The organism is Streptomyces zaehneri, assembly GCF_032248645.1.
In the GTDB taxonomy this organism is placed as follows: domain Bacteria; phylum Actinomycetota; class Actinomycetes; order Streptomycetales; family Streptomycetaceae; genus Streptomyces; species Streptomyces coriariae.
This window is the reverse complement of sequence record NZ_JASTTJ010000025.1, coordinates 100,821-126,722: the sequence shown is the minus strand read 5'-3', so window position 1 is coordinate 126,722 and position 25,902 is coordinate 100,821. Positions and strand designations below refer to the sequence as shown.

Genomic DNA, 25,902 nt, shown 5'->3' with positions numbered 1-25,902 from the left:
CGTGCCGGGGCCGTCGGCGTTCGCGGTGCGGCGGGGCGCGGCGAGGGTGTGGCGGGGGTGTGGCGGCCCGGGTGCCGTAAGCCGGTGGCGTTGTGATCCGGCGGCGCCGGGGCGCGGTGGGCCGGGGGTGCGGAGTGGCGGAGGGACGAAAGGGCGCCGCACGCGCGCGTGGCGTGCTGGAGGAGCGGCTGGCCGGTCCGCCGACGCTGGAGGAGCTTGCCGCGGGCCTGGGGACCAGCTCGTTCGCACTGCTGCGGGCTTTCCGGGACGCGTACGGGCTGCCGCCCTATGCCTGGCTGACCGATGCCCGTGTGCGGCGGGCGCGGCGGCTGCTGGACGAGGGGACCTCCCCCGCGGAGGCGGCCGTCGCGGTGGGGTTCACCGACCAGCCGCACCTCAACCGCCACTTCGCCCGGATCGTCGGAGTCCCTCCAGGGGCGTACCAGCGTGAGCGCAAGAACGTACAAGACCCGTCCGAAGGGCTGCTCCTATCCTCGTGGTCGTGGCAGAACAGACAGCTCTCACGGACATACGCGCAGACGGCGGGGGACGGCCGGACGCCGCCGTCGTACGGGACGCCCTCGGGGTCGGGATCGCCGTAGGACTCTCCGGGTTCGCCTTCGGGGTGACCTCGGCGGGCAGTGGACTCTCGGTGTGGCAGACCTGCGCGCTCAGTCTCCTCGTCTTCACGGGGGCCTCCCAGTTCGCGCTCGTCGGGGCGCTGGCGGCCGGCGGAAATCCCCTGACGGCGGCCGCGGGCGCCTTTTTCCTGGGCGTGCGCAACGCCTTCTACGGCCTGCGTCTGTCGCAGTCGCTGGCGCTCCCGCGTGTGGTGCGCCCGTTCGCCGCCCAATGGGTGATCGACGAGACGGCGGCGGTCTCGCTCGCCCAGACCGGGAAGCGTGCCGCGCGGATCGGCTTCGGCGTCACCGGGCTGACGCTGTACGCGTTGTGGAACCTCACCACGCTGCTGGGTGCCCTGGGTGCAGAGGCCATCGGGGACACGGACGCGTGGGGGCTCGACGCGGCTGGTCCTGCCGTCTTCCTCGCGCTGCTCGCGCCCATGCTGAAGACCACCGCCGAGCGGGCTGTCGCCGGGCTCGCGGTGCTCCTGGGGCTGGGCCTGCTGCCCGTGCTGCCCGCCGGGGTGCCCGTGCTGACGGCCGCGCTCGCCGCGCCGGTCGTCCTGTACCTCGAGGGCCGGCGCCGGGCCGGTCGGACTGCCGGTCGGGTGGACACGGGGGAGGAGGTGCGTTGAACACCTGGATCGCGATCGGCGCGACAGCTCTCGGGTGCTATGTCGTCAAGCTCGCCGGACTGCTCGTCCCCGCGGGCCTTCTCGAACGGCCTCTTGTCAGGCGGTTCGCCGCCCTTCTTCCCGTCGCCCTGCTCGCCGCCCTCACCGCCCAGCAGACCTTCGCGGACGGGCGCGCGCTCGTGCTGGACGCGAGGGCCGCGGGGCTTGCCGCGGCCGTCGTCGCCCTCATACTGCGGGCTCCCTTCCTGCTGGTCGTCGCCGCCGCCGTGGTGGTGACGGCGGGGGTGCGGGCCCTGGGCGGGTGAAGGACAGGGAAGGCCGGACCGGGGGATCGGCGGGCGCCGCCGGGACGGGCCGGGTCAGCCGATGGCGCGGCCGTAGGCCCTGAGGGTGCGCAGCGCGTCGATCGTCACCATGGGGCGGGCCTCCAGGGCGGTGCCGGGTGCCCAGCGGCGCCACCGGATGGGCCAGCCGCCGTCCTGCTGCTGATCATCGGCGAGGTGGTCCAGGGAGCGTGCGATCTCGTCGTCGGTGAACCACGCCCGCGCGAGGGAGTGCGGTGTCCGCGCGAAGTCGTACGGGAAGTGGTGCTCGCCGGGGGCGTAGCCGGGTGCGACCGGGTACGCGTCCAGGTGGTCAGGGTCCAGCGCGACGAGCCGGTGCGCGCGCACCAGGCGGCCCAGCCGGTCGGCGGCCGCCTCCGCGCGCGGGCGGTCGGTGGCGGAGTCCAGGAAGGCCACGGCGGCCTGGATCTCGTAGGGATGGGACCGCTCCAGGGAGTCGATCGCCTGCCAGCAGAAGTCCGTGGCCCTGAACAGCCAGGCGTGCCACACGTCGTTGCGGTGCAACAGGCCCACCACCGGTCCGGTGGACAGGAGTTCGCCGGGTGGGTCGTCCACGATCGGAATGAAGGGTGCCGCCGGGTACCCGCGCTGGCTGGGATGGATCGCCGGCAGTGCGCCGTCGCCGGTGGAGACCGAGGTCAGATAGCGGCACACACGCTCCACGCGCCGGCCGCCGAGGCGCCCGACGGAGTCCAGGACGCGCAGTGCCCGGGCGGTGTGCAGGGGCTGGCTCACGGGGCCGCGCAGATCGGGCTCCAGCGCGTGGCCGTATCCGCCGTCCTCGTTGCGGTAGGCGTCGAGGGCGGTCTCGACGGGGTCGGCGGCGCCGTGCAGGAAGTCGTGCGCGAAGAGCCGCTGTTCCAGCACGCGCGCGGTGAGCCAGACGAAGTGCTCGGCGCGGAAGAGCGGGGAGCGCGCCGGGGGCGTCCGGGGGAGTGGGGATGCTCCGGATTCGGCCATGCGTCAGACCGTAGGGCGCAAAGCGGTCTCGGCAGGCGGTCCCGGCGAGGGGCACCCCCGCGCGCGGGATACTGGTGTCATGCGGTTGACGGTCTTCTGGCAGCGAATGGACGAGCACTTCGGTGCGGGGTACGCGGAGACGTTCGCGCGCGATCACGTGATGGCGGAACTCGGCGGACGCACGGTGGACGAGGCGCTGGCCGACGGCTGGGAGGCCAAGGACGTGTGGCGCGTGGTGTGCACGGTGATGAACGTTCCCCAGGAGATGCGCTGATCCCACAAGAAGATCGGAGGCGGTTCTCCGATTGTCGGTGCCGTAGGCGAGACTTGGTCCGTGGCACCCACTGACGAGACCGGGCAGGTCGCCCGGCACACATCCCCGCTCGGCGCGACGCCGCCCTCCGGGCCGCCCCCGGCCGACGGCGGCGCCGAGCAGGGAGCGCGTATGCCGCGCTGGCTTCCGCGCGCCATGCTGCTCGCGCTCGCTCTCATCGGTGTGTTCCAGCTGGGCCTCTGGGCCTTCCACCAGCTCATCGGTCTGCTGCTCAACATCCTGATCGCGTTCTTCCTGGCCCTCGCCATAGAGCCGGCGGTGAGCCGGATGGCGGCCCGCGGGATGCGCAGGGGGCTGGCCACCTTCCTGGTCTTCTTCGGCCTGCTGATCGTGGCCGCCGGCTTCTTCACGCTGCTCGGCTCGATGCTCGCGGGTCAGATCATCAAGATGATCGAGGGCTTCCCGGAGTACCTCGACTCGGTGATCAACTGGATCAACACCACCTTCCACACCGAGCTCAGGCGCGTGGACATCCAGGAGGGTCTGCTCCACTCCGACTGGCTGAGGAAGTACGCGCAGAACAGTGCCGCCGGAGTGCTTGACGTCTCCACACAGGTCCTCGGTGGTCTCTTCCGGCTGCTGACCATCGCCCTGTTCTCGTTCTACTTCGCCGCCGACGGGCCGCGCCTGCGCCGCGGACTGTGTTCCGTCCTGCCGCCGGCCCGGCAGGCCGAGGTGCTGCGGGCGTGGGAGATCGCCGTCGACAAGACCGGTGGCTATCTGTACTCACGCGGTCTGATGGCGTTGATCTCCGGCGTCGCGCACTACGTACTGCTCGAGGCGCTGGGCATCCCGTACGCGCCCGTGCTCGCCGTCTGGGTGGGTGTGGTCTCGCAGTTCATCCCCACCATCGGCACCTATCTCGCGGGCGCCCTGCCCATGCTGATCGCCTTCACGGTCTCTCCCCTGTACGCGCTGTGGGTGCTCATCTTCGTCGTGGTCTACCAGCAGTTCGAGAACTACGTGCTTCAGCCCAAGCTGACCTCGAAGACCGTCGACATCCACCCCGCCGTCGCCTTCGGCTCCGTCATCGCGGGCACCGCCCTCCTCGGCGCCGTCGGCGCGCTGGTCGCCATCCCGGCCGTCGCGACGCTCCAGGCGTTCCTGGGCGCCTATGTGAAGCGCTACGACGTCACGGACGACCCCCGCGTCCATGGACACCGGGGACGCGGGGAGGGGCCGGGCCCGCTCACGCGCGCGCGGCGGCTGTGGGGTCGGGTGCGGCACCGGCAGGACGGGTCGCGGGACGCGTCCGGCTGAGGAAGAGCGGCGGTCAGTACCCGAGGACCGCCCAGACTCCGGCCGCGGCGACCGCGGCCGCGTAACAACCCACGGCCGCGGCCACGATCCGCCTGCGCACGGCCTCGCTCCAGGGCGTGCGGGACAGCAGCCAGGCCAGCGCGGGCAGCACCAGTACGGCGTGCAGGCTCACCCCGTGCAGGGGCTTGAGCGCGGCCGTCGAGTGGTACGCCGCCTCCTGGTGTCCGGTGCGGGTCAGCACGACACCGCGCGCGATCATCGCCGCCCCCGAGACGAGCGCGACGAGCAGGATCGCGAAACCGGAGCGCACCGCGAGCGCCATCCCGGCCGGGCCCGTGGGCCGGTGCCGGAAGGACACCGCGGCGAACCCGGCGAGCAGCAGGACGAGGACCCCGCCGCCGACCGCCAGCATCATGGACACGGCCGTGTCGAAGGGCGTCTCCATGTCCAGGTGCGAGGGCACTCCGCGCCACGCCTGGAGGGTGATGCCCGCGACCTCCACGACGCAGTCGGCGGCGAACACCCCGAGCAGCGCGGCGCGCAGCCGTGGTCCGACCCGCACATACGAAGTGACCCGGACGACCGCGAGGAGCGTCACCCCGAAGGAGAGCCCGAAGGTCACCGGCTTGCGCCAGGAGACGGGGCCGTTCCAGGGGCCGCCGTCGACGGCGAACACCACGAGGTGGACGAGCCCGGAGAGGATCAGCAACAGCGCCGTCGCCTCGTAGAAGCGGTATCGGGTGTATCGGCGGCATCGGGGGTACCGGACGTACGGGTGGTCCTGGCCGTCCAGTGGGCGCGGGCGCGGGCGCGGGCGCGGGGGCCCGGATTCCGCTGCGCGGCGGGCGTGCCCGGTCTTCTGCTGGTCCATGCACCGAGCGTGCCGGTCATGTCGTACGCCGTCGTCGTCCTGCCGAAGACACCCGCCGTACGCCCGGGGAAGCAGCCGGGAGCGTGTGGGACGGAGGCCCGCGTGAGAGGGATCGGGGGTGGTGCCGGAGTGTGAACGTAGCCTCGGAAGTGCCGCGTGGTGCGCTTGACACGGAAATCGAACATCCATTCTTATTAAGGCTCCGGTGAGACTCTGGTCGGGTGTTCCGTCCGGGTTTGGACGGAACAGAACCCGAGTTATCCACAGGCCGGACCGGCGTCGGGGCGCATTGTCAGTGGCAGGCGTTAGCGTCTTTGACGTGAAGCGATCGACTCAAGCAAACCGGGTGGAACCCATGGCAGGAACCGACCGCGAGAAGGCACTGGATGCCGCACTCGCACAGATTGAACGGCAGTTCGGCAAGGGCGCCGTGATGCGTCTCGGCGAGCGACCGAACGAGCCCATCGAGGTCATCCCCACCGGGTCGACCGCACTCGACGTCGCCCTCGGGGTCGGCGGGCTGCCGCGAGGCCGCGTGGTGGAGGTGTACGGCCCGGAGTCCTCCGGTAAGACGACGCTGACGCTGCACGCCGTGGCGAACGCGCAGAAGGCCGGCGGACAGGTCGCCTTCGTGGACGCGGAGCACGCCCTCGACCCCGAGTACGCGAAGAAGCTCGGCGTCGACATCGACAACCTGATCCTCTCGCAGCCGGACAACGGTGAGCAGGCCCTCGAGATCGTGGACATGCTGGTCCGTTCCGGCGCCCTCGACCTCATCGTCATCGACTCCGTCGCCGCGCTCGTCCCGCGCGCCGAGATCGAGGGCGAGATGGGCGACAGCCACGTCGGTCTCCAGGCCCGTCTGATGAGCCAGGCACTGCGGAAGATCACCAGCGCGCTCAACCAGTCCAAGACCACCGCGATCTTCATCAACCAGCTCCGCGAGAAGATCGGCGTGATGTTCGGCTCCCCGGAGACCACGACCGGTGGCCGGGCGCTGAAGTTCTACGCTTCGGTGCGCCTCGACATCCGACGCATCGAGACCCTGAAGGACGGTACGGACGCGGTGGGCAACCGCACCCGCGTCAAGGTCGTCAAGAACAAGGTCGCGCCCCCCTTCAAGCAGGCCGAGTTCGACATCCTCTACGGGCAGGGCATCAGCCGCGAGGGCGGCCTGATCGACATGGGCGTGGAGAACGGCTTCGTCCGCAAGGCCGGCGCCTGGTACACGTACGAGGGCGACCAGCTGGGACAGGGCAAGGAGAACGCCCGTAACTTCCTGAAGGACAACCCCGACCTCGCCAACGAGATCGAGAGGAAGATCAAGGAGAAGCTGGGCGTCGGCGTGCGTGCGGAGGAGCCCGCCGCGGAGCCTGCGGCTGTCGCCGCGGCTACCGCGGGCACGCCCGCGGACGACGCCGCCAAGGCCGTTCCGGCTGCCGCGGCCAAGACGGCCAAGACCAAGGCCGCGGCTGCCAAGAGCTGATCCGTGACGCGACGAACGGACTGGGCCGAGTACGTCCACCCCGACACCCCCCGGGGGGCGGTGGGCGGGGCCGACGACGGCCCCGTCCAGGCCGGCGACGACCGGCCGGAGGGCGGTTCGCACCGCGGTGAGGGGGCGGCCCGCGACGACAGGCCCCGTGGCGGTCGGGCGCGGCGCGGCGACGGAGGTCCACGCGGTGGGCGCCGTCGACGCGGCTTCGGAGAACCGTCCGCCGAGGACGAAGGCGCCTCCTCCTCGTCGAGGGCCGAGCAGCAGGCGTCTTCAGGGGACCCGGCTGAGCGGGCACGGGCGATCTGCCTGCGCCTGCTCACCGGGACCCCGCGCACCCGGAAGCAACTCGCCGACGCCCTGCGCAAACGGGAGATCCCGGACGACGTGGCGGAGGAGGTGCTCTCGCGGTTCGAGGAGGTCGGGCTGATCAACGACGGTGCCTTCGCGGACGCCTGGGTGGAGTCCCGGCACCACGGCCGGGGGCTGGCCCGCCGGGCGCTCGCCCGGGAGCTGCGGACCAAGGGAGTCGACTCGGAGCTGATCGAGGAGGCCGTCGGCCGGCTCGACTCCGAACAGGAAGAGGAGACGGCTCGCGAGCTCGTCGCCCGCAAGCTGCGCTCGACCCGAGGCCTCGACCGCGACAAGAGGCTGCGCCGCCTCGCCGGCATGCTCGCGCGCAAGGGCTATCCCGAGGGCGTGGCCCTGCGGGTGGTCCGGCAGGCGCTCGAGGAGGAGGGCCAGGACACGGAGTTCCTGGACGGCGAGGGGTTCTGAACGCGGGTTCTGAACGCGGTATCGCCGGCAGTGGGTGGTGGCAACCCCGCTGAGGACGCCGGACCACCGCAGGCACAGGCAATCTGTGTACGGGCGAGTGTGCACAGGCGAGTGTGTACGGGCGAGTGTGCACAGGCGAGTGTGTACGCAAGCGGCCGCCGTCAGCCGCACCCGGGACCCGGATGCCACCGCCGGCTCCCTCGACGGGCTCACCGAGCACAGCGTCGCCGTCAGTGAACTGACCGCGGACCAGCTCCATCTGGCGTCGAAAGCACCCTGAAGCTCACGCTCGGCGACGCCACCCCCGCCACGCTCACTGTCACAGCCGTCCATGCCAGGGGTGTCGGTTTCGGAACCGCCACGGTGGTCGCCGGGGCGCCGGGCTTCTCGCGCCGGTCGCCACCGCTGTGCCGGGACGCGTGGCGCTGAGGGTGCGCGCGGTGACGGTGGCGACGGCGCAGGAGTGAGTGATCCCCCGTTCCCCCTGCCGGGAGGCGTGATCTCCGAGACCCCCGGGGAGCGCAGGATTACCTTGCGCTCCCGGAGGGGTGAGCTCGCCCGGCCTGCCGGTACCGTCTGCTGCCGCCCGTGAACCCCCGTCGCTCTTGCAGGGGTTGTCTCCCGCACCCACCGAAAGGCGGCCCCGCCATGCCCGTGCCCACCCGCTCCCGAAGACCGCTCGTCGTGTCGGTCCTCGGCGCCGGTCTGCTGCTCACCGGGTGTGGAGTGTGGCCGTCGCAGGCCACGGCACCCGCGGACGCGGTCACGGGCAGGATCACGCTGGGCTTCGTCAACGGCGGTACCACCGAGTTCCATACGTGCCTCCAGGAGTCCGTCGAGCGGACGGCCCGCAACAACGGCGTCCATCTCTTCACGGCCAACTCGCGCCAGGACGGCGATACGGAGGTCTCCAACATCGAGGCCATGATCGCCCGCAAGGTGGACGCGCTGATAGTGCAGACCGTCGACGTCGACGCCCTCAAGGGGGACATCGCAGAGGCGAAGGCGGCCGGGGTGCCGATCTTCCTCACCTCGGTCGCCCCCGGCGACACCTCCGACCTCCTGGGGGCCGTGGTAGTCGATCTGAAGGAGGTGGGGGAGCTGGACGCCGAGTGGGTCGAGCGGGACGCCGCCGGCCGCAAGGTGAGCGTCGCGGTGATCGCGGGAGCCCCCGGTGCCGCCTCCGACCTGCTCACCGCGGCCTTCACCCAGAGGCTGCCGGACAATGCCGAGGTCGTCGCGAGCCGACCCGGCATGTACGACCCCGTCAAGGCGCGGACGGTCGCCGCGGCCATGATCAAGGACAATCCCGGTCTGGACTACGCCTTCGTCGCCAACGAGGAGATGGCGTTCGCCGCCCGCAAGGCCTTCGACGCGGCCGGGGCCGAGGACGTCAGGATCGTGACGGTGAACGGCACCGACGAGGCACTGGCCGCGCTCAAGGCCGGCAGCCTCGCCGCCACCGTCTCCAACTCGGCCGCGGACACCGGCGAGCTGGCGGTGCAGAACGTCGTCTCCCTGCTCCGCAAGGACCGCAGGGCCGACAGGATCGACAAGACGCCCATTCGCCTGGTCACCCGGGACAACGCGGACACGGCCCCGTTGTACTGCCCGCCACAGGACTGAGCCCGGCGAGCCGCAGCCCCGCTACGACGTCACGGGGAGCCCCGCCGCCCGCCACGCCTGGAAACCCCCGACGAGGTCGGTGGCCCGGTGCAGCCCCAGCTGGTGCAGGGAAGCGGCGGCCAGGCTCGACGCGTAGCCCTCGTTGCAGATCACCACCGCCCGCACCTCATGACTCGTGGCCTCGGGGAGGCGATGGCTGCCCTGGGGGTCGAGGCGCCACTCCAGCTCGTTGCGCTCGACGACCAGGGCACCGGGGATCAGACCGTCCCGCTCGCGCAGGGCCGCGTACCGGATGTCGATCAGCAGTGCCTCACCCAAGCGGGCGGCCTCGTATGCCTCTCGCGCCTCCACACGCGCGTACCCCGCACGCACCCGCTCGAGCAGCTCGTCCACGCCCGTCGGCCGTTCGCCGCCCGGTCGCCGCTCCTGAGGTATGGCCGGGCCGCTCACTGCCAGTCCTCCGGGCGCTCGACCTGCTCCAGCCGCAGCACGTGTCCCGTACGGCTGTAGCGGCGGATGCGCGGCAGCGGGGGGTAGTAGGCGTGGACGGAGACGGCGTGTTCCTCGGTGGACCGGTTGAGGACCTCGTGGACGTGGTGCCGTCCGAAGGAGCGGCCCCGGCCGGCGGGCAGTGTGCGTTCCCGGTCCACGTCGTCCGCCAGCTCCAGGGTCTTCCAGCCGTCGGTGGGCAGCCGCGCGGCGAGCGAGTACTCCTTCAGCTCACCCTGCGCGGTCAGGAAGGCGCCGACCGAGTCGGCGTGGTCGTGCCAGCCGGTGCCGGTGCCGGGCGGCCAGCCGATCAGCCAGGCCTCGCTGCCGCCGGGGCCCTCAAGCCGCACCCAGGTGCGGCCCTCGGGGTCGAGCGGGAGCGAGGCGATCAGCTCGGCGTCGGCGGCCGTACGCCGGACGAAGTCGAGGAGGTCCGCCTGCGTGGGTGCGGCGACGGCGGTGCTGGGCACGGGGGAGGAGACAGACATGGAGACCGTCCTGAGAACGTTCGCGGGGAGCGCGCGGCCGCGCACCGGGTGAGGTGCGCATCGGCGGCACGCGCCGGTGGGACAGGGGGTGCGAATTCAGCAGGACGAGCGACACACGCAGCCCGCATAGCGGACGAGGTCCATATGGACCCTCCGCCACAGGCGCACATCGGTGTCGGTCACGATCCGGAGTACACCACGCCGGTGCACCCCGGTCAACTCACTGTCACGATGTGGACCGCACAGTCACAGTCGGTGCGATCGTGCGATTTTCGTTCGGCTCTCTTCCGGCTTTCGGCTCCGGTTCTCGCCCGGTCGTCGTCCGGTCGTAGTCCGGCTTCTCGTGCCGGCGTGCGCCGGGCGGGCCCGTACCGTCACTTGGCCGCGGAGCCCGCCGTGGCCCCCGCGTCGGACGTCTCGTGTGCCCCCGTGGGCCCGCCCACCGTCGCCTCCGCCGCCGCGTACAGGTCGGCCGCGCGTACTCCGTCGAGCGCGGTGACCAGATGGCCGTCGGGCCGGATCAGCAGAACGGTGTGCGCGGCCGCGCCCGGATAGCTCTCGGCCACCAGCAGCTCGGCCGGGCTCGGCAGGGCCGTCACCGCGGCGGCGAGCCGGGGCATGATCCCGGCGCCCACCCAGTGCCTGCGCTCCCACACGCCGGTGCCCGGCGCGATCAGCAGGACGAGCAGGGCCCCGCGCCCCAGCCGGTCCCGCAGCCGTACGAACGAGCCGTCCTCCGCGGTCACGCGCACGTCCTCGACCGGCGCGCCGGGAGGCGTGTCCACCGGCACCTCCGCCTCCAGATGCCGGGGCGCGAGCGGAGAGCCGTCGTAGGCGCCCGGCGCGCCCAGCGGACCGCGGCCCAGGTGACCGTCGGTGAGCAGCACGTCGTGACCGCGGGCCGTACCGGGGACGTACGCCCTTATCCCCGTGCCGCCGCGCAGCACCGGGAGTGCCTGGTCGGCGGCGCGCAGCCGGGCGGCGACGGCCGCGCGCCGCTCCGCCTGGTAGCTGTCGAGCAGCGCCTCGTGCGCCCCGTGATGCCAGGCCAGGGCCAACTTCCAGGCCAGGTTGTCGGCGTCCCGCAAACCCTCGTCGAGGCCCTGGGTGCCGAACGCGCCGAGCAGATGCGCGGCGTCCCCGGCGACGAAGACCCGCCCCACGCGCCAGCGGCGGGCCAGCCGGTGGTGCACGGTGTGGACACCGGTGTCGAGCAGCTCGTAGGCGGGTGTGGAACCGCCGCTCCAGCCCGCGAGGGTCTCGCGGACGCGAGCCACCAGCAGCTCGGGCGTGACGAGGTCCTTGCCGGGCGGCAGCAGCCAGTCCAGGCGCCAGACGCCGTCCGGCAGCGGGCGTCCGGTGATTTCCCCGGCGGAGGGGCCGGACACCCGCCACGGCGGTGTCCGATGGAGCAACGCCTCGTCGGGCCACGGAAGTTCCGTGCGCAGCGCGGCCACGGCGTGTCGTTCCACCGCGGTACGGCCGGGAAAGCGGATGTCGAGGAGTTTGCGGACGGTGGAGCGCGGGCCGTCACAGCCGACCAGATGGCTGCCGCGCCACCAGGTGCCCTGGGGGCCGCGCGTGTGAGCCGTGACACCGGAAGGTTCCTGCTCGATGCCGTCCAGGCGGCTGTCCACGACGATCTTCACCAGCCGCCGGCTCACGAGGGCGGCGCGCAGGACGCCCGTCAGCACATGCTGGGCGATGTGCAGGGGAGCGGGATCCGTCGCGTCGTCGAACCTGACCTCGCGTGTCACCTGCTTGCGCCGCATCGACCGCCATCCGGCCCAGCGCAGCCCGGCCGCGTCGAGGGACGTTCCGGTGAGCCGCTCGATCAGGGCGGCGGTGTCCTCGCGCAGGACGACGGTGCGCGCGAGCCGTGGTTCGTCCTTGCCGGGGCCCTCGTCGAGGACCACGGACGGCACCTGCTGGCGCGCCAGCGCCAGGGCGAGCGTGAGCCCCACCGGCCCCGCTCCGACGATGATCACCGGGTCCACGGCGTGCCGCCCCCTGCCCGCGACGGTGTCCTCAGGGACGTAAGGGAACAAGAGGTAGGAGCAGGGTGCACGATCACAGAACGTATGCAACCCATTGCCGCTGCTTGCGTCAAGTGACGGAGGCAGCGGCGCGCACGCCACTGCCTCCGTACAGGTCACACCACTTGAGCGGGCGTCAGGCGGACGCGCCGCTTCCGAAGCCGCCGCCGACCTCGGCCGCGTTCAGGTCGTCCACCTTGTCGACGCCGAGGACCGCGCCCGTGCTGCGCTTGCTGCGCCGCAGGTAGCGCTCCAGCCAGCTCGCGAAGCTGGTGAGGATGAAGTTCAGCACGATGAACATGATCGCGACGACGATGAAGCTCGGAATCTGGTTGGCGTAGTTGGCCGCCAGGGTGCCGCGCGAGTTGAGCAGTTCGGTGAACCCGATCATGACCCCGCCCAGTGCGGTGTCCTTCACGATGACCACCAGCTGGCTGACGATGGCCGGGAGCATCGCGGTGACCGCCTGCGGCAGCAGGATGCTGCTCATCGTCTGACCCTTGCGCAGACCGATGGCGTACGCGGCCTCCGTCTGGCCCTTGGGCAGCGACAGGATGCCCGCCTTGACGATCTCGGCGAGGACGGCCGCGTTGTAGAGCACCAGACCGGTGACCACGGCGTAGAGCGGACGGTCGTCGCTGCTGACGTCCGTGGAGCGGGCGTAGAACTCGTTGGCGAACAGCATCAGCAGCAGCACCGGGATGGCCCGGAAGAACTCCACCACCGTGCCGGCCGCGCCGCGCACCCAGCGGTGGTCGGAGAGGCGGGCGATGCCGAAGACGGCGCCCAGCGGAAGGGCGATCACCATGGCGAGCGCCGCGGCTTTCAGCGTGTTGGCGAGGCCGGGCAGCAGATACGTCGTCCAGGCCTGGGACTCGGTGAACGGCTTCCACTGAGCGGACGTGAACAGGTCCTTGTCGTCCATCTTCTGCCACACCCACCACAGGAGCAGGACGAGCAGTACGGCGAAGACCACCGAGAACAGGACGTTGCGCCGCTTGGCACGGGGGCCGGGAGTGTCATAGAGGACCGAACTCATCGCTTCACCGCCAGTCGCTTGCCGAGCCAGCCCAGAATGAGGCCGGTCGGCAGGGTCAGTACCACGAAGCCGAACGCGAAGACCGCGCCGATGAGCAGCGTCTGCGCCTCGTTCTCGATCATCGTCTTCATCAGGTAGGCGGCCTCGGCGACGCCGATGGCGGCCGCCACCGTGGTGTTCTTGGTCAGCGCGATCAGGACGTTGGCCAGCGGACCGATGACCGAGCGGAACGCCTGGGGCAGCACGATGAGCCGCAGGGTCTGGCTGAAGTTGAGGCCGATCGCGCGGGCCGCTTCCGCCTGTCCGAGCGGCACTGTGTTGATGCCGGAGCGCAGCGCCTCGCACACGAAGGCCGCGGTGTAGGCGATGAGACCGAGGACAGCCAGCCGGAAGCCCTGGATCTTGAAGTCGTCGGAGCCCAGGGTGACACCGAAGACGTCGGCCAGGCCGAGCGAGCAGAAGAGGATGATGACCGTCAGGGGAATGTTCCGGACGATGTTGACGTAGGCGGTGCCGAACCCGCGCAGCAGCGGGACGGGGCTGACCCGCATGGCGGCCAACAGGGTGCCCCAGATCAGGGAGCCAACGGCGGAGAGGGCGGTGAGTTTCACCGTCATCCAGAACGCCCCTAGGACGTCGTAACCTTCAAGAAAGTCGAACACGATCTCCCGCGCTTCCGGGTGGGTGGCGTATGAGGAGGGCGGGGCGCGCCGCCGCCGTGATCGCGACGGACGGCGGCGCACCGCGAAATACCCCGCTTGGCTGAGCCGTGTGGTTTACGAGGCGTTCGGAACGATGACGCCGATCTTCGGGGCCTGCTCGTTCTTGTAGTTGGCCGGGCCGAAGTTGTCCTTGACTGCCTTGTCCCACGAGCCGTCGCTGACCATCTGCTCCAGCGCCTTGTTGATCTTGTCGACGGTCGCGGTGTCGCCCTTCTTGACGCCGACGCCGTAGTTCTCGTTGCTGAGCTTCAGACCCGCGAGCTTGAACTTGCCCTTGTACTGCTCCTGGGACGCGAAGCCGGCGAGGATCGAGTCGTCGGTGGTCACCGCGTTCACGGCGCCGTTCTGCAGAGCGGCGATGCACTCGGAGTAGGTGCCGTACTCCTTCAGGTTCGCCTTCGGGGCGATCGACTTCTGCACGTTCTGTGCCGAGGTCGAACCAGTCACGGAACACAGCTTCTTGCCGTTGAGGTCCGTAGCCTTGGAGATGTCTGAGTCCGACTTGACCAGCAGGTCCTGGTGGGCCAGCAGGTACGGGCCGGCGAAGTCGACCTTCTGCTTGCGCTCGTCGTTGATCGAGTAGGTGGCCGCGATGAACTTCACGTCACCACGCGCGAGGGCGTTCTCGCGGTCGGCGCTCTTGGTCTCGACGAACTCGATCTGGTCCGGCTCGTAGCCGAGCTGCTTGGCGACGTAGGTGGCGACGTCCACGTCGAAGCCGGCGAAGGACCCGTCGGGCTTCTTCAGGCCGAGGCCGGGCTGGTCGAACTTGATGCCGACCTTGATCTTGCCGCTGCCGCCGCTGGAGCTGCTGCCGCTGTCGTCCTTGTTGTCGTCGCCACCGCAGGCGGTCGCGGTCAGGGCGAGGACGAGGGCTGCGGCGGAGGCGGCGGTGACCTTGCGAAGCTTCATGAGGAACTTCCTTAGAAGAGTGGTGAAGTACTGCGTGCGGTGCGGGTTCCGTCAGATGCAGGTCAGTGGTGCAGGATCTTCGACAGGAAGTCCTTGGCACGGTCGCTGCGCGGATTGCTGAAGAACTGGTCGGGCGCAGCCTCTTCGACGATGCGTCCGTCCGCCATGAACACCACGCGGTTTGCAGCCGATCGTGCGAAACCCATCTCGTGGGTGACGACGATCATCGTCATGCCGTCCCGGGCCAGCTGCTGCATGACTTCGAGGACCTCGTTGATCATCTCGGGGTCCAGAGCCGACGTCGGCTCGTCGAAGAGCATGACCTTCGGGTCCATCGCCAGCGCCCGTGCGATGGCGACGCGCTGCTGCTGGCCGCCGGAGAGCTGTGCGGGGTACTTGTCGGCTTGGGTGGCCACACCGACCCGGTCGAGGAGGGCGCGCGCCTTCTCCTCGGCCTTCTTCTTGTCGGTCTTGCGGACCTTGATCTGGCCGAGCATCACGTTCTCGAGCACGGTCTTGTGCGCGAACAGGTTGAACGACTGGAACACCATGCCGACGTCGGCGCGCAAGCGGGCCAGTGCCTTGCCCTCCTGGGGCAGCGGCTTCCCGTCGATGGTGATCGCGCCCTCGTCGATCGTCTCCAGGCGGTTGATGGTGCGGCACAGGGTCGACTTGCCGGACCCGGAGGGTCCGATGACCACGACGACCTCGCCGCGGTCGATCGTGAGGTCGATGTCCTGGAGAACGTGCAACGCGCCGAAGTGCTTGTTGACGCTCCTCAGGACGACCAGTTCTCCGCTCGCGACCGCGTCTTCCTTGGTCACCGATACTTCGGTCATCGCTCTGGTGCTCCGTCCTCCTCGGTTTCGGAGGACAGTAGTGACCTGCCGCGACCAGCGTCATTACATCTGAGGGGAATCTGAGCATCACGATCCGATAGCAATCGGACACGTGTCGTAGCACTTGTGACCTGCGGGCGTATCGGGCGGATAACGGTGACCCGGTGCAACCGGAACCCTCTTGACGGCGTCCTCGTCCATCAGCGTGACTGCCATGATGCACACACGCGTGTGCCCGCGTTTTCCCGACCGGAGAACCGAACGCCTGTTTTAGTGAGTCAGACCGTATGCCCGATGAACCGGAGGAGGCCGGCATGAGACTGCTGCTCGTCGAGGACGACAACCACGTCGCCGCCGCGCTGTCCGCGGTCCTGAAGCGGCACGGCTTCGACGTCACCCATGCGCGCAGTGGCGAGGAGGCCCTCCAGGCGCTCGTCCCGGAGGGCCCCGGCTTCGGGGTCGTGCTCCTCGACCTGGGCCTTCCCGACCAGGACGGGTACGAGGTCTGCGGCAAGATCCGCAAGCGCACCGCCACGCCGGTGATCATGGTGACCGCCCGCTCCGACGTGCGCTCGCGCATCCACGGCCTCAACCTGGGCGCCGACGACTACGTGGTGAAGCCGTACGACACCGGGGAACTGCTCGCCCGTATCCACGCCGTCAGCCGCCGCACCGTCCACGAGGACACGGAGGCCGGCGGGGAGGACGCGTTGCTCCTGGGCCCCGTGCACATCGAACTGCCCACCCGGCGCGTCACCGTGGACGGCGCGGTCGTCCAGCTGACCCGCAAGGAGTTCGACCTGCTGGCGCTGCTCGCCCAGCGTCCCGGTGTGGTCTTCCGCCGGGAACAGATCATCAGTGAGGTGTGGCGCACCAGCTGGGAGGGAACGGGGCGCACCCTGGAGGTGCATGTGGCCTCGCTGCGCGCCAAACTGCGCATGCCCGCGCTGATCGAGACCGTGCGCGGCGTCGGCTACCGGCTCGTCGCCCCGGGCGCGTAGCGGGGACCTCGGTTGCGTACACGTCTCCTGCCGCTGCTCATCGTGCTGATGGCGGCCGTACTGCTGGCCCTCGGGGTGCCGCTGGCCGTCAGCGTGGCGGGCGCCCAGCAGCAGAACGTCGTCGTCGACCGCATCGACGACACCGCGCGGTTCGCGGCGCTCGCCCAGTTCGTCACCGCCTCGTCGGGCGTCAACGACTCCGCGTCGGCCACGAACGAGCGACGCGCGACGCTCAGCCGGGAGCTCGACAGCTACTACGACGTCTACGGCATTCGTGCCGGTGTCTTCTACGGCACCGACACCCCCATGGCTCATGCCCCGAGGGACTGGTACCTCCCTGAAACGGGGGAGGTGCGGGAAGCCTTCGAGGAGGCTCTGCTCAGCCGTCGCAGCCACGACCCCCGGCAGGTGTGGCCATGGCAGCGCAACCGGCTCGTCGTGGCGTCGCCGGTCATCCGGGACGGTGATGTCGTCGCCGTCGTCGTCACCGACTCGCCCACCGGGCCGATGCGGTCGCGGATCCTGCACGGCTGGCTGGTGGTCGGCGCGGGCGAGATCGCCGCGATGCTGCTGGCCATCGGCGCCGCCCTGCGGCTGACCGGCTGGGTGCTGCGGCCGGTGCGGGTCCTGGACGCCACCACCCACGAGATCGCGAGCGGCCGCCTGAAGTCCCGGGTCGCGGTGGCCGGCGGGCCCCCGGAACTCCGGCGGCTGGCCGGGGCGTTCAACGAGATGGCGGACAACGTCGAGGACGTGCTGGAGCAGCAGCGCGCCTTCGTCGCCGACGCCTCGCACCAACTGCGCAACCCGCTCGCCGCACTGCTGCTGCGTATCGAACTGCTCGGGTACGAACTCCCTGAGGGCAACGAGGAGATCGCCTCCGTCCAGAACGAGGGCAAGCGCCTGGCCCAGGTCCTGGACGACCTGCTCGACCTGGCCCTGGCCGAGCACGCGGAGGCCGACCTGCGGGTCACCGACATCGGCGCGCTGGCCGCCGAGCGCGTGGCCGCCTGGGCGCCCACCGCCGCGGCCAAGGGCGTCCGGCTGGTCGGCGACTGCCCGCCCACCACGGCATGGGCCGACCCGGTGACGCTGTCCAGCGCGCTGGACGCCGTGATCGACAACGCGGTGAAGTTCACCCCGGAGGGAGAGAGCGTCACGGTCACGGTCACGGCCGACGGCGAGACCTCGACCGTCGTCGTCACCGACAACGGCCCCGGGCTGACCGACGAGGAACTGACCCGCGTGGGCGACCGTTTCTGGCGCAGCGGCCGTCACCAGAACATCAAGGGCTCGGGCCTCGGCCTGTCCATCTCCCGGTCCCTGCTCGCGGCGGGCGGCGGCTCCCTCTCGTACGACCATCACCAGCCGCGTGGACTGACGGCGACCGTGTCGGTGCCGAGGTCGCCGACGTCGTAGCCGGGAGTCCTACGGCTTGACGGAGCGGTAGTAGCGCCGGGCGCCCTCGTGCAGCTTCAACGGGTCGGTGTAGATGGCCGTACGCAGGTCGACCAGTTGCGCGGAGTGCACATGCGCGCCGATGCCGTCCCGGCTCTTGATCACGGTCCGGGTCAGCCACTCGGTGAGCCGGGGAGCCATGTCCGTCCGGGTCATCAGCAGGTTGGACACCGCGATCGTCGCCACGGTCGAGCCGTTCTGGATGGTGGGGTACGCCGACTCCGGCATGTTCGTGGCCCGGTAGAACCCGGTGGAGTCGTCCTGGTCGTGCATCTTGGCGACCAGGTCGGGGCCGATCGGCACGAACCGGAAGGTGAAGGAGTCGGCCAGCTTCTCCAGCCCGGCCGTGGGCACCCCGCCGGACCAGAAGAAGGCGTCGATCTTGCCCTTCTTCAGCTCCTCGGGGCCGGTGTCGATGCCCTGCGACACCGCCTTGATGTCCTTCGCCGGGTCCAGGCCCGCCGCCTTGAGCACCCGCTCGGCGATCAGCCGCACGCCCGAGCGGGGCAGCCCGGTCGCCACGGTCCTGCCCCGCAGGTCGGCGACGGACCGGACATCGGAGTCACGCGGCACCACGAGCTGGACGTAGTCGTCGTACAGGCGGGCCACCCCGCGCAGCCGGGCGGCCGAGCCTGGATGCTGCCGTTCGTACGTCTCCACGGCGTCGGCCGCGGCGATGGTGAAGTCGGCCTCGCCGGTCGCCACGCGCGCGACGTTCTCCTGCGATCCGTTGCTGGTCGACAGCTTCACGTCCAGGTCCGGCATGTCCCGGGCGAGCTCCGCGCGCAGGCGGCTGCCGTACTCGTAGTAGACGCCGCTCGTCGTGCCCGTGCTGAAGGTGATCGACCCGCTCGGCGGGTCCTCGCCCAGCGGCAGCAGCCACCACAGCAGCAGCCCGAGGACGACGACACCGGCGGCCGTGCCCTGGAGGGCACGGCGCCTGCCGATACGGGAGAGCGACGGGGACATGGGCGCGATCCTGCCAGCCGGAACGCCGTGCTGACCAGGGCGGGGCTCACAGGGCCGGTTCCGGGCCGCAGTGTCGGTGCCCGTCGTTACAGTCGGTGCATGAGTTCCTCGCCCGCCGAACTGGTCCGTGAGTTCCACCGCGCCTTCGGGCTCGACGCCCGCAGCACGCCGACGGAGGTGTCGCCCGGCCTCGCCGCGCACCGTGGCGAGCTCCTCGCCGAGGAGGCGGCGGAGGTCGCCGAGGTGTCGGTGAGCGGCCCGCTGGACCGGCTCGCGCACGAGCTGGCCGACGTCGTCTACGTCGCCTACGGCACGGCCCTGGTGCACGGGATCGACCTCGACGCGGTGCTCGCCGAGATCCACCGGTCCAACATGACGAAGCTGGGCCCCGACGGCCGGGTCGCCCGTCGTGCCGACGGCAAGGTCCTCAAGGGGGAGCACTACGAGATACCGGACGTGTCCGCCGTGCTGCGCCGCCAGGGCTGGAACCCCGGCGGCGCGGCCTGAATCCGGTGGACCGCTCAGGCGGGTGACCCGCCGCCCGCCTGCTTCCACTCCCGGTGCAGCGCGCCCAGCGGATGTCCCGCCGGAACACCGGCGTGCCGAAGACCCTCAGCCGCAGCCGCAGGGTGCCGCTCGGTTCGACACCGCCGTACGCGGCCCGGGAACCGTCGGCTTCGAACACCGAGTCGGTGCCGGTGACCGTGCCGGGTGCGGTCCGGGCGCCCACCGCGCCCCGTGGCGCATTCCCGTGGTACGCCTCAGTCGCGCACCGCCGTCTGCGTCCTGGCCTCGGGAAGCCGCTCGGTGGTGCCGTGGTCGGGGGGTGTCCGGCGCCGCGCCCACCAGGCCGCCAGTGGCTCCGTGTAGCGGGCGGTCAGCGGGCCCAGCACGACCAGGATCAGGACGTACGCCGTGGCCAGCGGTCCGAGAGAGGGCTCGATCCCCGCGGTCACCGCCAGCCCCGCGATGACGATCGAGAACTCCCCGCGCGCCACCAGCGCGCCGCCCGCACGCCAGCGCCCCTTGACCGAGATGCCGGACCGCCGGGCCGCCCAGTAGCCGGTGGCGATCTTGGTCGCGGCGGTGACGACGGCCAGCGCGAGGGCGGGCAGCAGGACGGGAGGGATGCTCGCCGGGTCGGTGTGCAGCCCGAAGAAGACGAAGAAGACGGCGGCGAACAGGTCGCGCAGCGGGCTCAGCAGCGTGTGCGCGCCTTCGGCGACCTCTCCGGACAGGGCGATGCCCACCAGGAACGCCCCCACGGCCGCCGACACCTGGAGCTGCTGCGCCACGCCGGCGACCAGGATGGTGAGCCCCAGCACGACGAGCAGCAGCTTCTCCGGGTCGTCGCTCGACACGAACCGGGAGATGACCCGGCCGTAGCGCACCGCCGCGAACAGCACGAGCCCCGCGACGCCCAGCGCGATCGCCAGGGTGATGCTGCCGGCCGCCAGCCCGACCCCGGCCACCAGGGCGGTGACGATCGGCAGGTAGACCGCCATGGCCAGGTCCTCGAGGACCAGCACGCTGAGGATCACCGGAGTCTCCCGGTTGCCGACCCGGCCCAGGTCGCCCAGCACCTTGGCGATCACCCCGGACGAGGAGATCCAGGTGACGCCCGCGAGCACCACGGCCGCCACCGGCCCCCAGCCCAGCAGCAGCGCGGCGGCCGCGCCCGGCAGGGCGTTGAGGGCGCAGTCGACGAGACCGGCCGGATAGTGGGCCTTGAGGTTGGAGACCAGATCGCTGGCCGTGTACTCCAGGCCCAGCATCAGCAGCAACAGGATGACGCCGATCTCGGCGCCGGTGGCGACGAACTCCTCGCTCGCGCCGAGCGGCAGCAGCCCGCCCTCGCCGAAGGCCAGACCGGACAGCAGGTACAGCGGGATCGGCGAGAACCGGAAACGGGCGGCGAACCGGCCGAGCAGGCCGAGGCCGAGGATGATGGAACCGAACTCGATCAGCAGGACCGCGGAGTGCACTCGATCACTCCCGACCGAGTATGGCCGCGGCCGCGTCCACACCTTCGCGGGTGCCGATGACGATGAGGGTGTCGCCGCCCGCGAGACGGAAGTCCGGTGTCGGGGACGGGATCGCCTCGGCCCGCCGCAGCACCGCGACGATGGAGGTGCCGGTCTCCGTGCGCATCCGGGTATCGCCCAGCAGCCGTCCGTTCCAGCGCGAGGCGGCCGCGACCTCGATGCGCTCGGCGACCAGCCCCAGGTCCGTCGTGTACAGCAGGCTCGCGCTGTGGTGGGAAGGCATCAGCGCGTCGATCAGCGAGCCCGCCTCGGCACCGGTCAGCCGCAGGGAATGGGCGCAGGAGTCGGGGTCGTCCGCCTGGTAGAGGCCGACCGTCCGTGTGCCGTCGCGGTGGGCCACCACGGACAGGTGGCGCTGCTCCCGCGTCACGAGGTCGTACTGGACTCCGATGCCTGGTAGCGGTGTCGTCCGGAGGCGTGGAGCAGACACGTTTCTTCCCCTTGCTGGTCGTTGCTGGTCGTTTCCTGCGACGTCTGGGACGAGTGCCCAAAACCGTCATGCTGCCATTCCCCCGTACGGTGACGACATGGGTGTCGTGACGGATGGACAGGGCCGGCGGTGGGCGGAGAGGCTGGTCACGGCAGTGCCATGGAGGGGCGGAGGTGCGGCACGAGCCGCACGGGACCAGCCGGACGGAAACGAAAGGCGGGACGGGCGCGACGAGCCGGCCCGACACGACAGGCGAGACGCACGCGACAAGCGAGTCGGTCGAGACAGTCGAGACAGTCGAGTCAGGCAAGTAGGGCAAGTAGGGCGAGTGGGGCAAGGAGGAGCTGCGCACATGTCACTGTTCTGGCGGATCTTCGTGCTCGACGCCGTCGGTCTGATCGTCGCGGCCGCGCTGCTGCTGGGCCCGGTCACCGTCTCCACGCCCATACTGCCGGGCGAGGTGCTCGTCGTGGTCGCGGGTCTGGCCGCGCTGCTGACCGTCAACGCGGTCGTGCTGCGCGTAGGACTGGCCCCGCTGGGGCGGCTGGGGCGCGCCATGGCCGACGCCGACCTGTTGCACCCCGGGGCCCGTGCCGTGGTGTCGGGACCGGTGGAGACGGCCGAGCTGATCACGACGTACAACGCCATGCTGGACCGGCTGGAGGCCGAGCGCGCCGCCAGCGCGGCCGGGGCGCTGTCCGCCCAGGAACGCGAGCGCCACCGCATCGCCCGTGAACTCCACGACGAGGTCGGTCAGACCCTCACCGCCGTGCTGCTCCAGCTCAAGCGGGTTGCCGACCGGGCCCCGCGGGACCTGCGCGAGGAACTGGGCCAGGCGCAGGAGGCCACCCGGGCCGGTCTCGACGAGATCCGCCGCATCGCCCGTCGGCTGCGCCCGGGAGTCCTCGACGAACTCGGGCTGCTCAGCGCCCTGCGCTCGCTCGCGGGCGAGTTCACCACCCATGGACTGACGGTGCGCCACGACCTTCGCACCGGCCTGCCCCCGCTGACCGAGGAGACGGAACTCGTGCTCTACCGCGTGGCCCAGGAGGCCCTCACCAACACCGCCCGGCACTCCGGCGCCGACCGCGCCGAGCTGAGCCTGCGCCCGGTCACCGACGGCGTCGAGCTCCTCGTACAGGACAACGGGCGGGGTCTGGGCCCGACTGCCGGGGAGGGCGCCGGGATCCGGGGGATGCGGGAGCGGGCCCTGCTGATCGGCGCGACCCTCACGGTGTCGTCCAGGACCGACGGCGGCGGGACGGACATACGGCTGCGGGCGGCCGCGCGGGCCGGCCGGGCGGCCGTGGCGGCCCCTGTGGGAGGCCGCTGATGGCGGACGGCACAGCACCGGCCGCGTCCGGTTCGGGGCTGTCCGCGACGCGCGTCCTGCTCGCCGACGACCACACCCTCGTACGCCGGGGGGTACGGCTCATCCTGGACGGCGAGCCCGACCTGACGGTGGTCGCCGAGGCCGGGGACGGCGCCGAGGCGGTCGAGCGCGCTCGGGCCGGGGACATCGACCTGGCCGTCCTCGACGTGGCCATGCCCCGGATGACCGGTCTTCAGGCGGCCCGTGAACTCTCCCGTCGCCTTCCGGCCCTGCGCATCCTCATCCTGACGATGTACGACAACGAGCAGTACTTCTTCGAGGCGCTGAAGGCCGGCGCCGGCGGGTACGTCCTGAAGTCGGTCGCCGACCGGGACCTGGTCGAGGCGTGCCGGGCGGTGGTGCGGGACGAGCCGTTCATCTATCCGGGCGCGGAGCGGGCCCTGGTCCGCTCGTACCTGGACCGGCTGCACCGCGGCGGCGGTGTCGACGGGCTGCCCGAGCGGCCCATCACCGAGCGCGAGGAGGAGATCCTCAAGCTCGTCGCGGAGGGGCACACGTCCAGGGAGATCGGCGCGCTGCTGTTCATCAGCGCCAAGACGGTGGAACGGCACCGCGCCAACCTCCTGCAGAAGCTCGGCATGCGCGACCGCCTGGAGCTCACCCGCTACGCGATCCGCGCGGGCCTCATCGACCCCTGACGCCCTGACGCCCTGAGAGGCTGGCGGTGGAGGGCGCAGAGGAGGCCGGACGGGCGGGCGTTCTTCGGGGAGCGCCTACCCTTGAGCCATGACCAGCAGCAGCGACCGGAGCCTCGCAGTGGACGTTCACACACCCAAGAGCTACGAGATCCGCACCTATGGGTGCCAGATGAACGTCCATGACTCCGAGCGATTGTCCGGGCTGCTCGAAGAAGCCGGCTACGTGCGCGCCCCCGAGGGGTCCGACGGTGACGCGGACGTCGTCGTCTTCAACACCTGCGCGGTGCGCGAGAACGCCGACAACCGCCTCTACGGCAACCTCGGCCGGCTCGCGCCGAGGAAGGCGAGCCGGCCCGGGATGCAGATCGCGGTCGGCGGCTGTCTCGCCCAGAAGGACCGCGACACCATCGTGAAGAGGGCGCCCTGGGTGGACGTCGTCTTCGGCACGCACAACATCGGCAAGCTCCCGGTCCTGCTGGAACGCGCGCGCGTGCAGGAAGAGGCCCAGGTCGAGATCGCCGAGTCGCTCGAGGCGTTCCCGTCCACCCTGCCGACGCGGCGCGAGAGCGCCTACGCGGCGTGGGTGTCGATCTCCGTCGGCTGCAACAACACCTGCACCTTCTGCATCGTCCCGGCCCTGCGGGGCAAGGAGAAGGACCGCCGTACCGGCGACATCCTCGCCGAGATCGAGGCGCTGGTCGGCGAGGGCGTCTCCGAGATCACCCTGCTCGGCCAGAACGTCAACGCCTACGGCTCCGACATCGGCGACCGCGAGGCCTTCAGCAAGCTGCTCCGCGCGTGCGGCGCGATCGAGGGCCTGGAGCGCGTCCGCTTCACCTCCCCGCACCCGCGTGACTTCACCGACGACGTCATCGCGGCCATGGCCGAGACGCCCAACGTGATGCCGCAGCTGCACATGCCCCTCCAGTCCGGCTCGGACACGGTCCTGAAGGCGATGCGCCGGTCGTACCGGCAGGAGCGCTACCTGGGGATCATCGAGAAGGTGCGGGCCGCCATCCCGCACGCGGCGATCACCACCGACATCATCGTGGGCTTCCCCGGCGAGACCGAGGAGGACTTCGAGCAGACCCTGCACGCGGTCCGCGAGGCCCGTTTCGCGCAGGCGTTCACCTTCCAGTACTCCAAGCGCCCCGGCACCCCGGCCGCGACCATGGAGAACCAGATTCCCAAGGAGGTCGTGCAGGCGCGCTACGAGCGTCTTGTCGCCCTTCAGGAGGAGATCTCCTGGGAGGAGAACAAGAAGCAGGTCGGCCGCACCCTGGAGTTGATGGTGGCCGAGGGCGAGGGCCGCAAGGACGGCGCCACCCACCGCCTCTCCGGCCGCGCCGCCGACAACCGGCTGGTCCACTTCACCAAGCCGGAGCAGGAGGTGCGCCCCGGCGACGTCGTGACCGTCGAGGTGACGTACGCCGCCCCGCACCACCTGCTGGCCGAGGGCCCCGTCCTGGAAGTGCGCCGCACGCGCGCGGGGGACGCCTGGGAGAAGCGCACCGCCGAGAAGGCGGCGAAGCCGGCCGGCGTCCTGCTCGGCCTGCCCGGGATCGGCGTGCCCGCGCCGCTGCCGGTGGCCACGGGCAGCGGCTGCGGCTGCGACTGACGGCGACGCAACGCCTGGTCGGTGCCCCCGTGGTTCCGGTACGGGGTTACCCTGCCGGTCATGCTTGTCGCCGCCGCAGTCTGTCCCTGTCCGCCCCTGCTGGTGCCCGAGGTCGCCGCGGGCGCCGCTGCCGAGCTGGACACCGCGCGAGCCGCCTGCTCGGACGCGCTGGCCGTGCTGGCCGCCGCCCGGCCGGACCGGCTCGTGGTAGTCGGGCCGGCCGGGCAGTCCGGGCGTGGCCCGCACCCGGAGGGCGGCCGGGGTTCGTTCGCCGGCTTCGGGGTGGATCTCGTCGTACGGCTGGGCCGGGGCGGCGGGGACCCGCCGCCGGCACGCGAACTGCCGCCGTCCCTCGCCGTCGCCGCGTGGCTGCTCGACCGGACGGGGTGGTCGGCCGCCCCCGTCGAGGGACTCGGCGTCGGGGAACCGCTCGCGGCCGACCGGTGCGTCGACGTCGGCAGGGGCATCGGCGCGGCGGCGGATCGGGTCGCGCTCCTGGTCATGGGTGACGCCAGCGCGTGCCGGACGCTGAAGGCGCCTGGCTACCTCGACCAGCGCGCGGCACCGTTCGACGCCGAAGTCGCGCGGGCGCTCGGCACGGCGGACATCGAGGCCCTCAAAGCGCTCGACGCCGAGCTGGCGTACGAGCTCAAGGCCTCGGGCCGGGCACCATGGCAGGTGCTGGCTGGCGCGGCCGAGGACGCCGGACTGGCGGGCGCGCTGCTCTACGAGGACGCGCCCTACGGGGTGGGATACGTGGTCGCGACCTGGTCGTAGGCGGCCGGACGGCGGCGTCCTGCGGCGCCCGGCCGAGCGGCGCCGACCGGGCGAACGGCGGACGGCCGCGAGCGTCCGCGCCGCGCGGCCGTCCGCCGATCGATGGGCCGGCGTGAGGTGTTG

General features: G+C 71.3%; 28 protein-coding genes and 1 pseudogene. 16 read left to right on the top strand and 13 right to left on the bottom strand.

What is annotated here, in order from left to right; genetic code table 11:
* Positions 1–149 precede the first annotated feature (149 nt).
* The 3 genes and pseudogenes from QQM72_RS33175 to QQM72_RS33165 form a co-directional block, all read left to right on the top strand.
* A pseudogene (locus tag QQM72_RS33175) lies at positions 150–602 on the top strand (helix-turn-helix domain-containing protein); the annotation flags it as partial.
* Positions 503–1,258 (top strand): AzlC family ABC transporter permease, encoded by a 756-nt coding sequence (locus QQM72_RS33170; RefSeq protein WP_314224528.1) that lies wholly within the window; start codon positions 503–505, stop codon positions 1,256–1,258. The pseudogene QQM72_RS33175 and the gene QQM72_RS33170, both read left to right, overlap by 100 nt.
* Positions 1,255–1,563 (top strand): AzlD domain-containing protein, encoded by a 309-nt coding sequence (locus QQM72_RS33165; protein ID WP_314224527.1) that lies wholly within the window; start codon positions 1,255–1,257, stop codon positions 1,561–1,563. The genes QQM72_RS33170 and QQM72_RS33165 overlap by 4 nt, the downstream gene beginning before the upstream one ends.
* A gap of 54 nt (positions 1,564–1,617) precedes the next feature.
* Here QQM72_RS33165 and QQM72_RS33160 read toward each other — a convergent pair whose 3' ends face one another.
* Positions 1,618–2,562: a hypothetical protein gene (locus QQM72_RS33160; RefSeq protein WP_314224526.1), complete on the bottom strand. Its 945-nt coding sequence runs from the start codon at positions 2,560–2,562 to the stop codon at positions 1,618–1,620.
* 79 nt (positions 2,563–2,641) lie between these two features.
* On the opposite strand from QQM72_RS33160, the gene QQM72_RS33155 reads away from it, so the two are divergent.
* Both QQM72_RS33155 and QQM72_RS33150 read left to right on the top strand, forming a co-directional pair.
* Entirely contained in the window at positions 2,642–2,836 is a 195-nt protein-coding gene (locus tag QQM72_RS33155; protein ID WP_314224525.1) for a DUF3046 domain-containing protein, read from the top strand.
* Positions 2,837–2,896: 60 nt separating this feature from the next.
* Positions 2,897–4,156 carry an AI-2E family transporter gene (locus tag QQM72_RS33150; RefSeq protein ID WP_314224524.1) on the top strand — a complete coding sequence of 420 codons (1,260 nt, stop codon included), beginning with the start codon at positions 2,897–2,899 and terminating at the stop codon, positions 4,154–4,156.
* A gap of 13 nt (positions 4,157–4,169) precedes the next feature.
* Here QQM72_RS33150 and QQM72_RS33145 read toward each other — a convergent pair whose 3' ends face one another.
* The gene (locus QQM72_RS33145; protein ID WP_314224523.1) at positions 4,170–5,027 is read right to left on the bottom strand and encodes a hypothetical protein; all 858 of its coding nucleotides are present in this window, start codon (positions 5,025–5,027) and stop codon (positions 4,170–4,172) included.
* Between the two features lie 355 nt (positions 5,028–5,382).
* On the opposite strand from QQM72_RS33145, the gene recA reads away from it, so the two are divergent.
* The 4 genes from recA to QQM72_RS33125 all read left to right on the top strand — a co-directional run bounded on the left by recA (position 5,383) and on the right by QQM72_RS33125 (position 8,925).
* Positions 5,383–6,513: a recombinase RecA gene (gene recA / locus QQM72_RS33140; RefSeq protein ID WP_314224522.1), complete on the top strand. Its 1,131-nt coding sequence runs from the start codon at positions 5,383–5,385 to the stop codon at positions 6,511–6,513.
* Positions 6,514–6,516: 3 nt separating this feature from the next.
* Positions 6,517–7,299, top strand: a complete 783-nt coding sequence (gene recX, locus QQM72_RS33135; RefSeq protein ID WP_314224521.1) for a recombination regulator RecX — start codon at positions 6,517–6,519, stop codon at positions 7,297–7,299.
* A 139-nt stretch (positions 7,300–7,438) separates the two neighbouring features.
* Positions 7,439–7,579, top strand: a complete 141-nt coding sequence (locus QQM72_RS40985; RefSeq protein ID WP_399079545.1) for a hypothetical protein — start codon at positions 7,439–7,441, stop codon at positions 7,577–7,579.
* A gap of 368 nt (positions 7,580–7,947) precedes the next feature.
* Entirely contained in the window at positions 7,948–8,925 is a 978-nt protein-coding gene (locus QQM72_RS33125) for a sugar ABC transporter substrate-binding protein (RefSeq protein ID WP_314224520.1), read from the top strand.
* A 21-nt stretch (positions 8,926–8,946) separates the two neighbouring features.
* Here QQM72_RS33125 and QQM72_RS33120 read toward each other — a convergent pair whose 3' ends face one another.
* From QQM72_RS33120 to QQM72_RS33085, 8 genes are all read right to left on the bottom strand, one after another.
* Complete coding sequence (locus tag QQM72_RS33120) at positions 8,947–9,375, bottom strand: rhodanese-like domain-containing protein (RefSeq protein ID WP_314224519.1); 429 nt, start codon at positions 9,373–9,375, stop codon at positions 8,947–8,949.
* On the bottom strand, positions 9,372–9,902 hold the full coding sequence (locus tag QQM72_RS33115; protein ID WP_314224518.1) for a cupin domain-containing protein: 531 nt from the start codon (positions 9,900–9,902) through the stop codon (positions 9,372–9,374). Before QQM72_RS33115 ends, QQM72_RS33120 begins: the two co-directional genes overlap by 4 nt.
* Before the next feature lie 96 nt (positions 9,903–9,998).
* Positions 9,999–10,070, bottom strand: coding sequence for a putative leader peptide (locus tag QQM72_RS33110; RefSeq protein ID WP_314224548.1), 72 nt, complete (start codon positions 10,068–10,070; stop codon positions 9,999–10,001).
* 206 nt (positions 10,071–10,276) lie between these two features.
* A complete protein-coding gene (locus QQM72_RS33105) occupies positions 10,277–11,899 on the bottom strand; it encodes an FAD-dependent monooxygenase (protein WP_314224517.1) in 1,623 nt (540 codons plus the stop codon).
* Between the two features lie 175 nt (positions 11,900–12,074).
* Positions 12,075–12,977: an amino acid ABC transporter permease gene (locus QQM72_RS33100; protein WP_314224516.1), complete on the bottom strand. Its 903-nt coding sequence runs from the start codon at positions 12,975–12,977 to the stop codon at positions 12,075–12,077.
* Positions 12,974–13,639, bottom strand: coding sequence for an amino acid ABC transporter permease (locus QQM72_RS33095; protein WP_314224515.1), 666 nt, complete (start codon positions 13,637–13,639; stop codon positions 12,974–12,976). Before QQM72_RS33095 ends, QQM72_RS33100 begins: the two co-directional genes overlap by 4 nt.
* A gap of 114 nt (positions 13,640–13,753) precedes the next feature.
* Entirely contained in the window at positions 13,754–14,611 is an 858-nt protein-coding gene (locus QQM72_RS33090; protein ID WP_314224514.1) for a glutamate ABC transporter substrate-binding protein, read from the bottom strand.
* 62 nt (positions 14,612–14,673) lie between these two features.
* Positions 14,674–15,450, bottom strand: a complete 777-nt coding sequence (locus tag QQM72_RS33085) for an amino acid ABC transporter ATP-binding protein (protein WP_054243698.1) — start codon at positions 15,448–15,450, stop codon at positions 14,674–14,676.
* Positions 15,451–15,764: 314 nt separating this feature from the next.
* Between QQM72_RS33085 and QQM72_RS33080 the strand changes: the two genes are divergently transcribed.
* Both QQM72_RS33080 and QQM72_RS33075 read left to right on the top strand, forming a co-directional pair.
* On the top strand, positions 15,765–16,451 hold the full coding sequence (locus tag QQM72_RS33080) for a response regulator transcription factor (protein ID WP_314224512.1): 687 nt from the start codon (positions 15,765–15,767) through the stop codon (positions 16,449–16,451).
* A gap of 12 nt (positions 16,452–16,463) precedes the next feature.
* Positions 16,464–17,870, top strand: a complete 1,407-nt coding sequence (locus QQM72_RS33075; RefSeq protein ID WP_314224511.1) for a sensor histidine kinase — start codon at positions 16,464–16,466, stop codon at positions 17,868–17,870.
* A gap of 9 nt (positions 17,871–17,879) precedes the next feature.
* On the opposite strand, the gene QQM72_RS33070 is transcribed toward QQM72_RS33075, so the two are convergent.
* The gene (locus QQM72_RS33070) at positions 17,880–18,878 is read right to left on the bottom strand and encodes a TAXI family TRAP transporter solute-binding subunit (RefSeq protein ID WP_314224510.1); all 999 of its coding nucleotides are present in this window, start codon (positions 18,876–18,878) and stop codon (positions 17,880–17,882) included.
* Positions 18,879–18,977: 99 nt separating this feature from the next.
* Here QQM72_RS33070 and QQM72_RS33065 point away from each other — a divergent pair, with 99 nt between their 5' ends.
* The gene (locus QQM72_RS33065) at positions 18,978–19,385 is read left to right on the top strand and encodes a pyrophosphohydrolase domain-containing protein (RefSeq protein WP_314224509.1); all 408 of its coding nucleotides are present in this window, start codon (positions 18,978–18,980) and stop codon (positions 19,383–19,385) included.
* 254 nt (positions 19,386–19,639) lie between these two features.
* On the opposite strand, the gene QQM72_RS33060 is transcribed toward QQM72_RS33065, so the two are convergent.
* Positions 19,640–20,863: a cation:proton antiporter gene (locus tag QQM72_RS33060; RefSeq protein WP_314224508.1), complete on the bottom strand. Its 1,224-nt coding sequence runs from the start codon at positions 20,861–20,863 to the stop codon at positions 19,640–19,642.
* 4 nt (positions 20,864–20,867) lie between these two features.
* Positions 20,868–21,353 carry a cation:proton antiporter regulatory subunit gene (locus QQM72_RS33055; RefSeq protein ID WP_314224507.1) on the bottom strand — a complete coding sequence of 162 codons (486 nt, stop codon included), beginning with the start codon at positions 21,351–21,353 and terminating at the stop codon, positions 20,868–20,870.
* Positions 21,354–21,705: 352 nt separating this feature from the next.
* On the opposite strand from QQM72_RS33055, the gene QQM72_RS33050 reads away from it, so the two are divergent.
* The 4 genes from QQM72_RS33050 (at position 21,706) to QQM72_RS33035 (ending at position 25,779) form a co-directional block, all read left to right on the top strand.
* The gene (locus QQM72_RS33050) at positions 21,706–22,686 is read left to right on the top strand and encodes a sensor histidine kinase (protein WP_314224506.1); all 981 of its coding nucleotides are present in this window, start codon (positions 21,706–21,708) and stop codon (positions 22,684–22,686) included.
* On the top strand, positions 22,686–23,384 hold the full coding sequence (locus QQM72_RS33045) for a response regulator transcription factor (protein ID WP_314224505.1): 699 nt from the start codon (positions 22,686–22,688) through the stop codon (positions 23,382–23,384). Before QQM72_RS33050 ends, QQM72_RS33045 begins: the two co-directional genes overlap by 1 nt.
* An 88-nt stretch (positions 23,385–23,472) precedes the next feature.
* Entirely contained in the window at positions 23,473–25,002 is a 1,530-nt protein-coding gene (miaB, locus tag QQM72_RS33040) for a tRNA (N6-isopentenyl adenosine(37)-C2)-methylthiotransferase MiaB (RefSeq protein ID WP_314224504.1), read from the top strand.
* Between the two features lie 60 nt (positions 25,003–25,062).
* A complete protein-coding gene (locus QQM72_RS33035) occupies positions 25,063–25,779 on the top strand; it encodes a class III extradiol dioxygenase subunit B-like domain-containing protein (RefSeq protein ID WP_314224503.1) in 717 nt (238 codons plus the stop codon).
* The last annotated feature ends 123 nt before the right edge of the window (positions 25,780–25,902 follow it).

What these genes read in the sequence shown, in the direction of transcription:
- recA (WP_314224522.1), top strand. Translation starts at nt 5,383, where the DNA reads ATGGCAGGAACCGACCGCGAGAAGGCACTGGATGCCGCACTCGCACAG.
- miaB (WP_314224504.1), top strand. Translation starts at nt 23,473, where the DNA reads ATGACCAGCAGCAGCGACCGGAGCCTCGCAGTGGACGTTCACACACCC.
- QQM72_RS33045 (WP_314224505.1), top strand. Translation starts at nt 22,686, where the DNA reads ATGGCGGACGGCACAGCACCGGCCGCGTCCGGTTCGGGGCTGTCCGCG.
- QQM72_RS33100 (WP_314224516.1), bottom strand. Translation starts at nt 12,977, where the DNA reads ATGAGTTCGGTCCTCTATGACACTCCCGGCCCCCGTGCCAAGCGGCGC.
- QQM72_RS33160 (WP_314224526.1), bottom strand. Translation starts at nt 2,562, where the DNA reads ATGGCCGAATCCGGAGCATCCCCACTCCCCCGGACGCCCCCGGCGCGC.
- QQM72_RS33070 (WP_314224510.1), bottom strand. Translation starts at nt 18,878, where the DNA reads ATGTCCCCGTCGCTCTCCCGTATCGGCAGGCGCCGTGCCCTCCAGGGC.
- QQM72_RS33090 (WP_314224514.1), bottom strand. Translation starts at nt 14,611, where the DNA reads ATGAAGCTTCGCAAGGTCACCGCCGCCTCCGCCGCAGCCCTCGTCCTC.
- QQM72_RS33155 (WP_314224525.1), top strand. Translation starts at nt 2,642, where the DNA reads ATGCGGTTGACGGTCTTCTGGCAGCGAATGGACGAGCACTTCGGTGCG.
- QQM72_RS33065 (WP_314224509.1), top strand. Translation starts at nt 18,978, where the DNA reads ATGAGTTCCTCGCCCGCCGAACTGGTCCGTGAGTTCCACCGCGCCTTC.
- QQM72_RS33125 (WP_314224520.1), top strand. Translation starts at nt 7,948, where the DNA reads ATGCCCGTGCCCACCCGCTCCCGAAGACCGCTCGTCGTGTCGGTCCTC.
- QQM72_RS33085 (WP_054243698.1), bottom strand. Translation starts at nt 15,450, where the DNA reads ATGACCGAAGTATCGGTGACCAAGGAAGACGCGGTCGCGAGCGGAGAA.
- QQM72_RS33050 (WP_314224506.1), top strand. Translation starts at nt 21,706, where the DNA reads ATGTCACTGTTCTGGCGGATCTTCGTGCTCGACGCCGTCGGTCTGATC.
- QQM72_RS33080 (WP_314224512.1), top strand. Translation starts at nt 15,765, where the DNA reads ATGAGACTGCTGCTCGTCGAGGACGACAACCACGTCGCCGCCGCGCTG.
- QQM72_RS33035 (WP_314224503.1), top strand. Translation starts at nt 25,063, where the DNA reads ATGCTTGTCGCCGCCGCAGTCTGTCCCTGTCCGCCCCTGCTGGTGCCC.
- QQM72_RS33115 (WP_314224518.1), bottom strand. Translation starts at nt 9,902, where the DNA reads ATGTCTGTCTCCTCCCCCGTGCCCAGCACCGCCGTCGCCGCACCCACG.
- QQM72_RS33145 (WP_314224523.1), bottom strand. Translation starts at nt 5,027, where the DNA reads ATGGACCAGCAGAAGACCGGGCACGCCCGCCGCGCAGCGGAATCCGGG.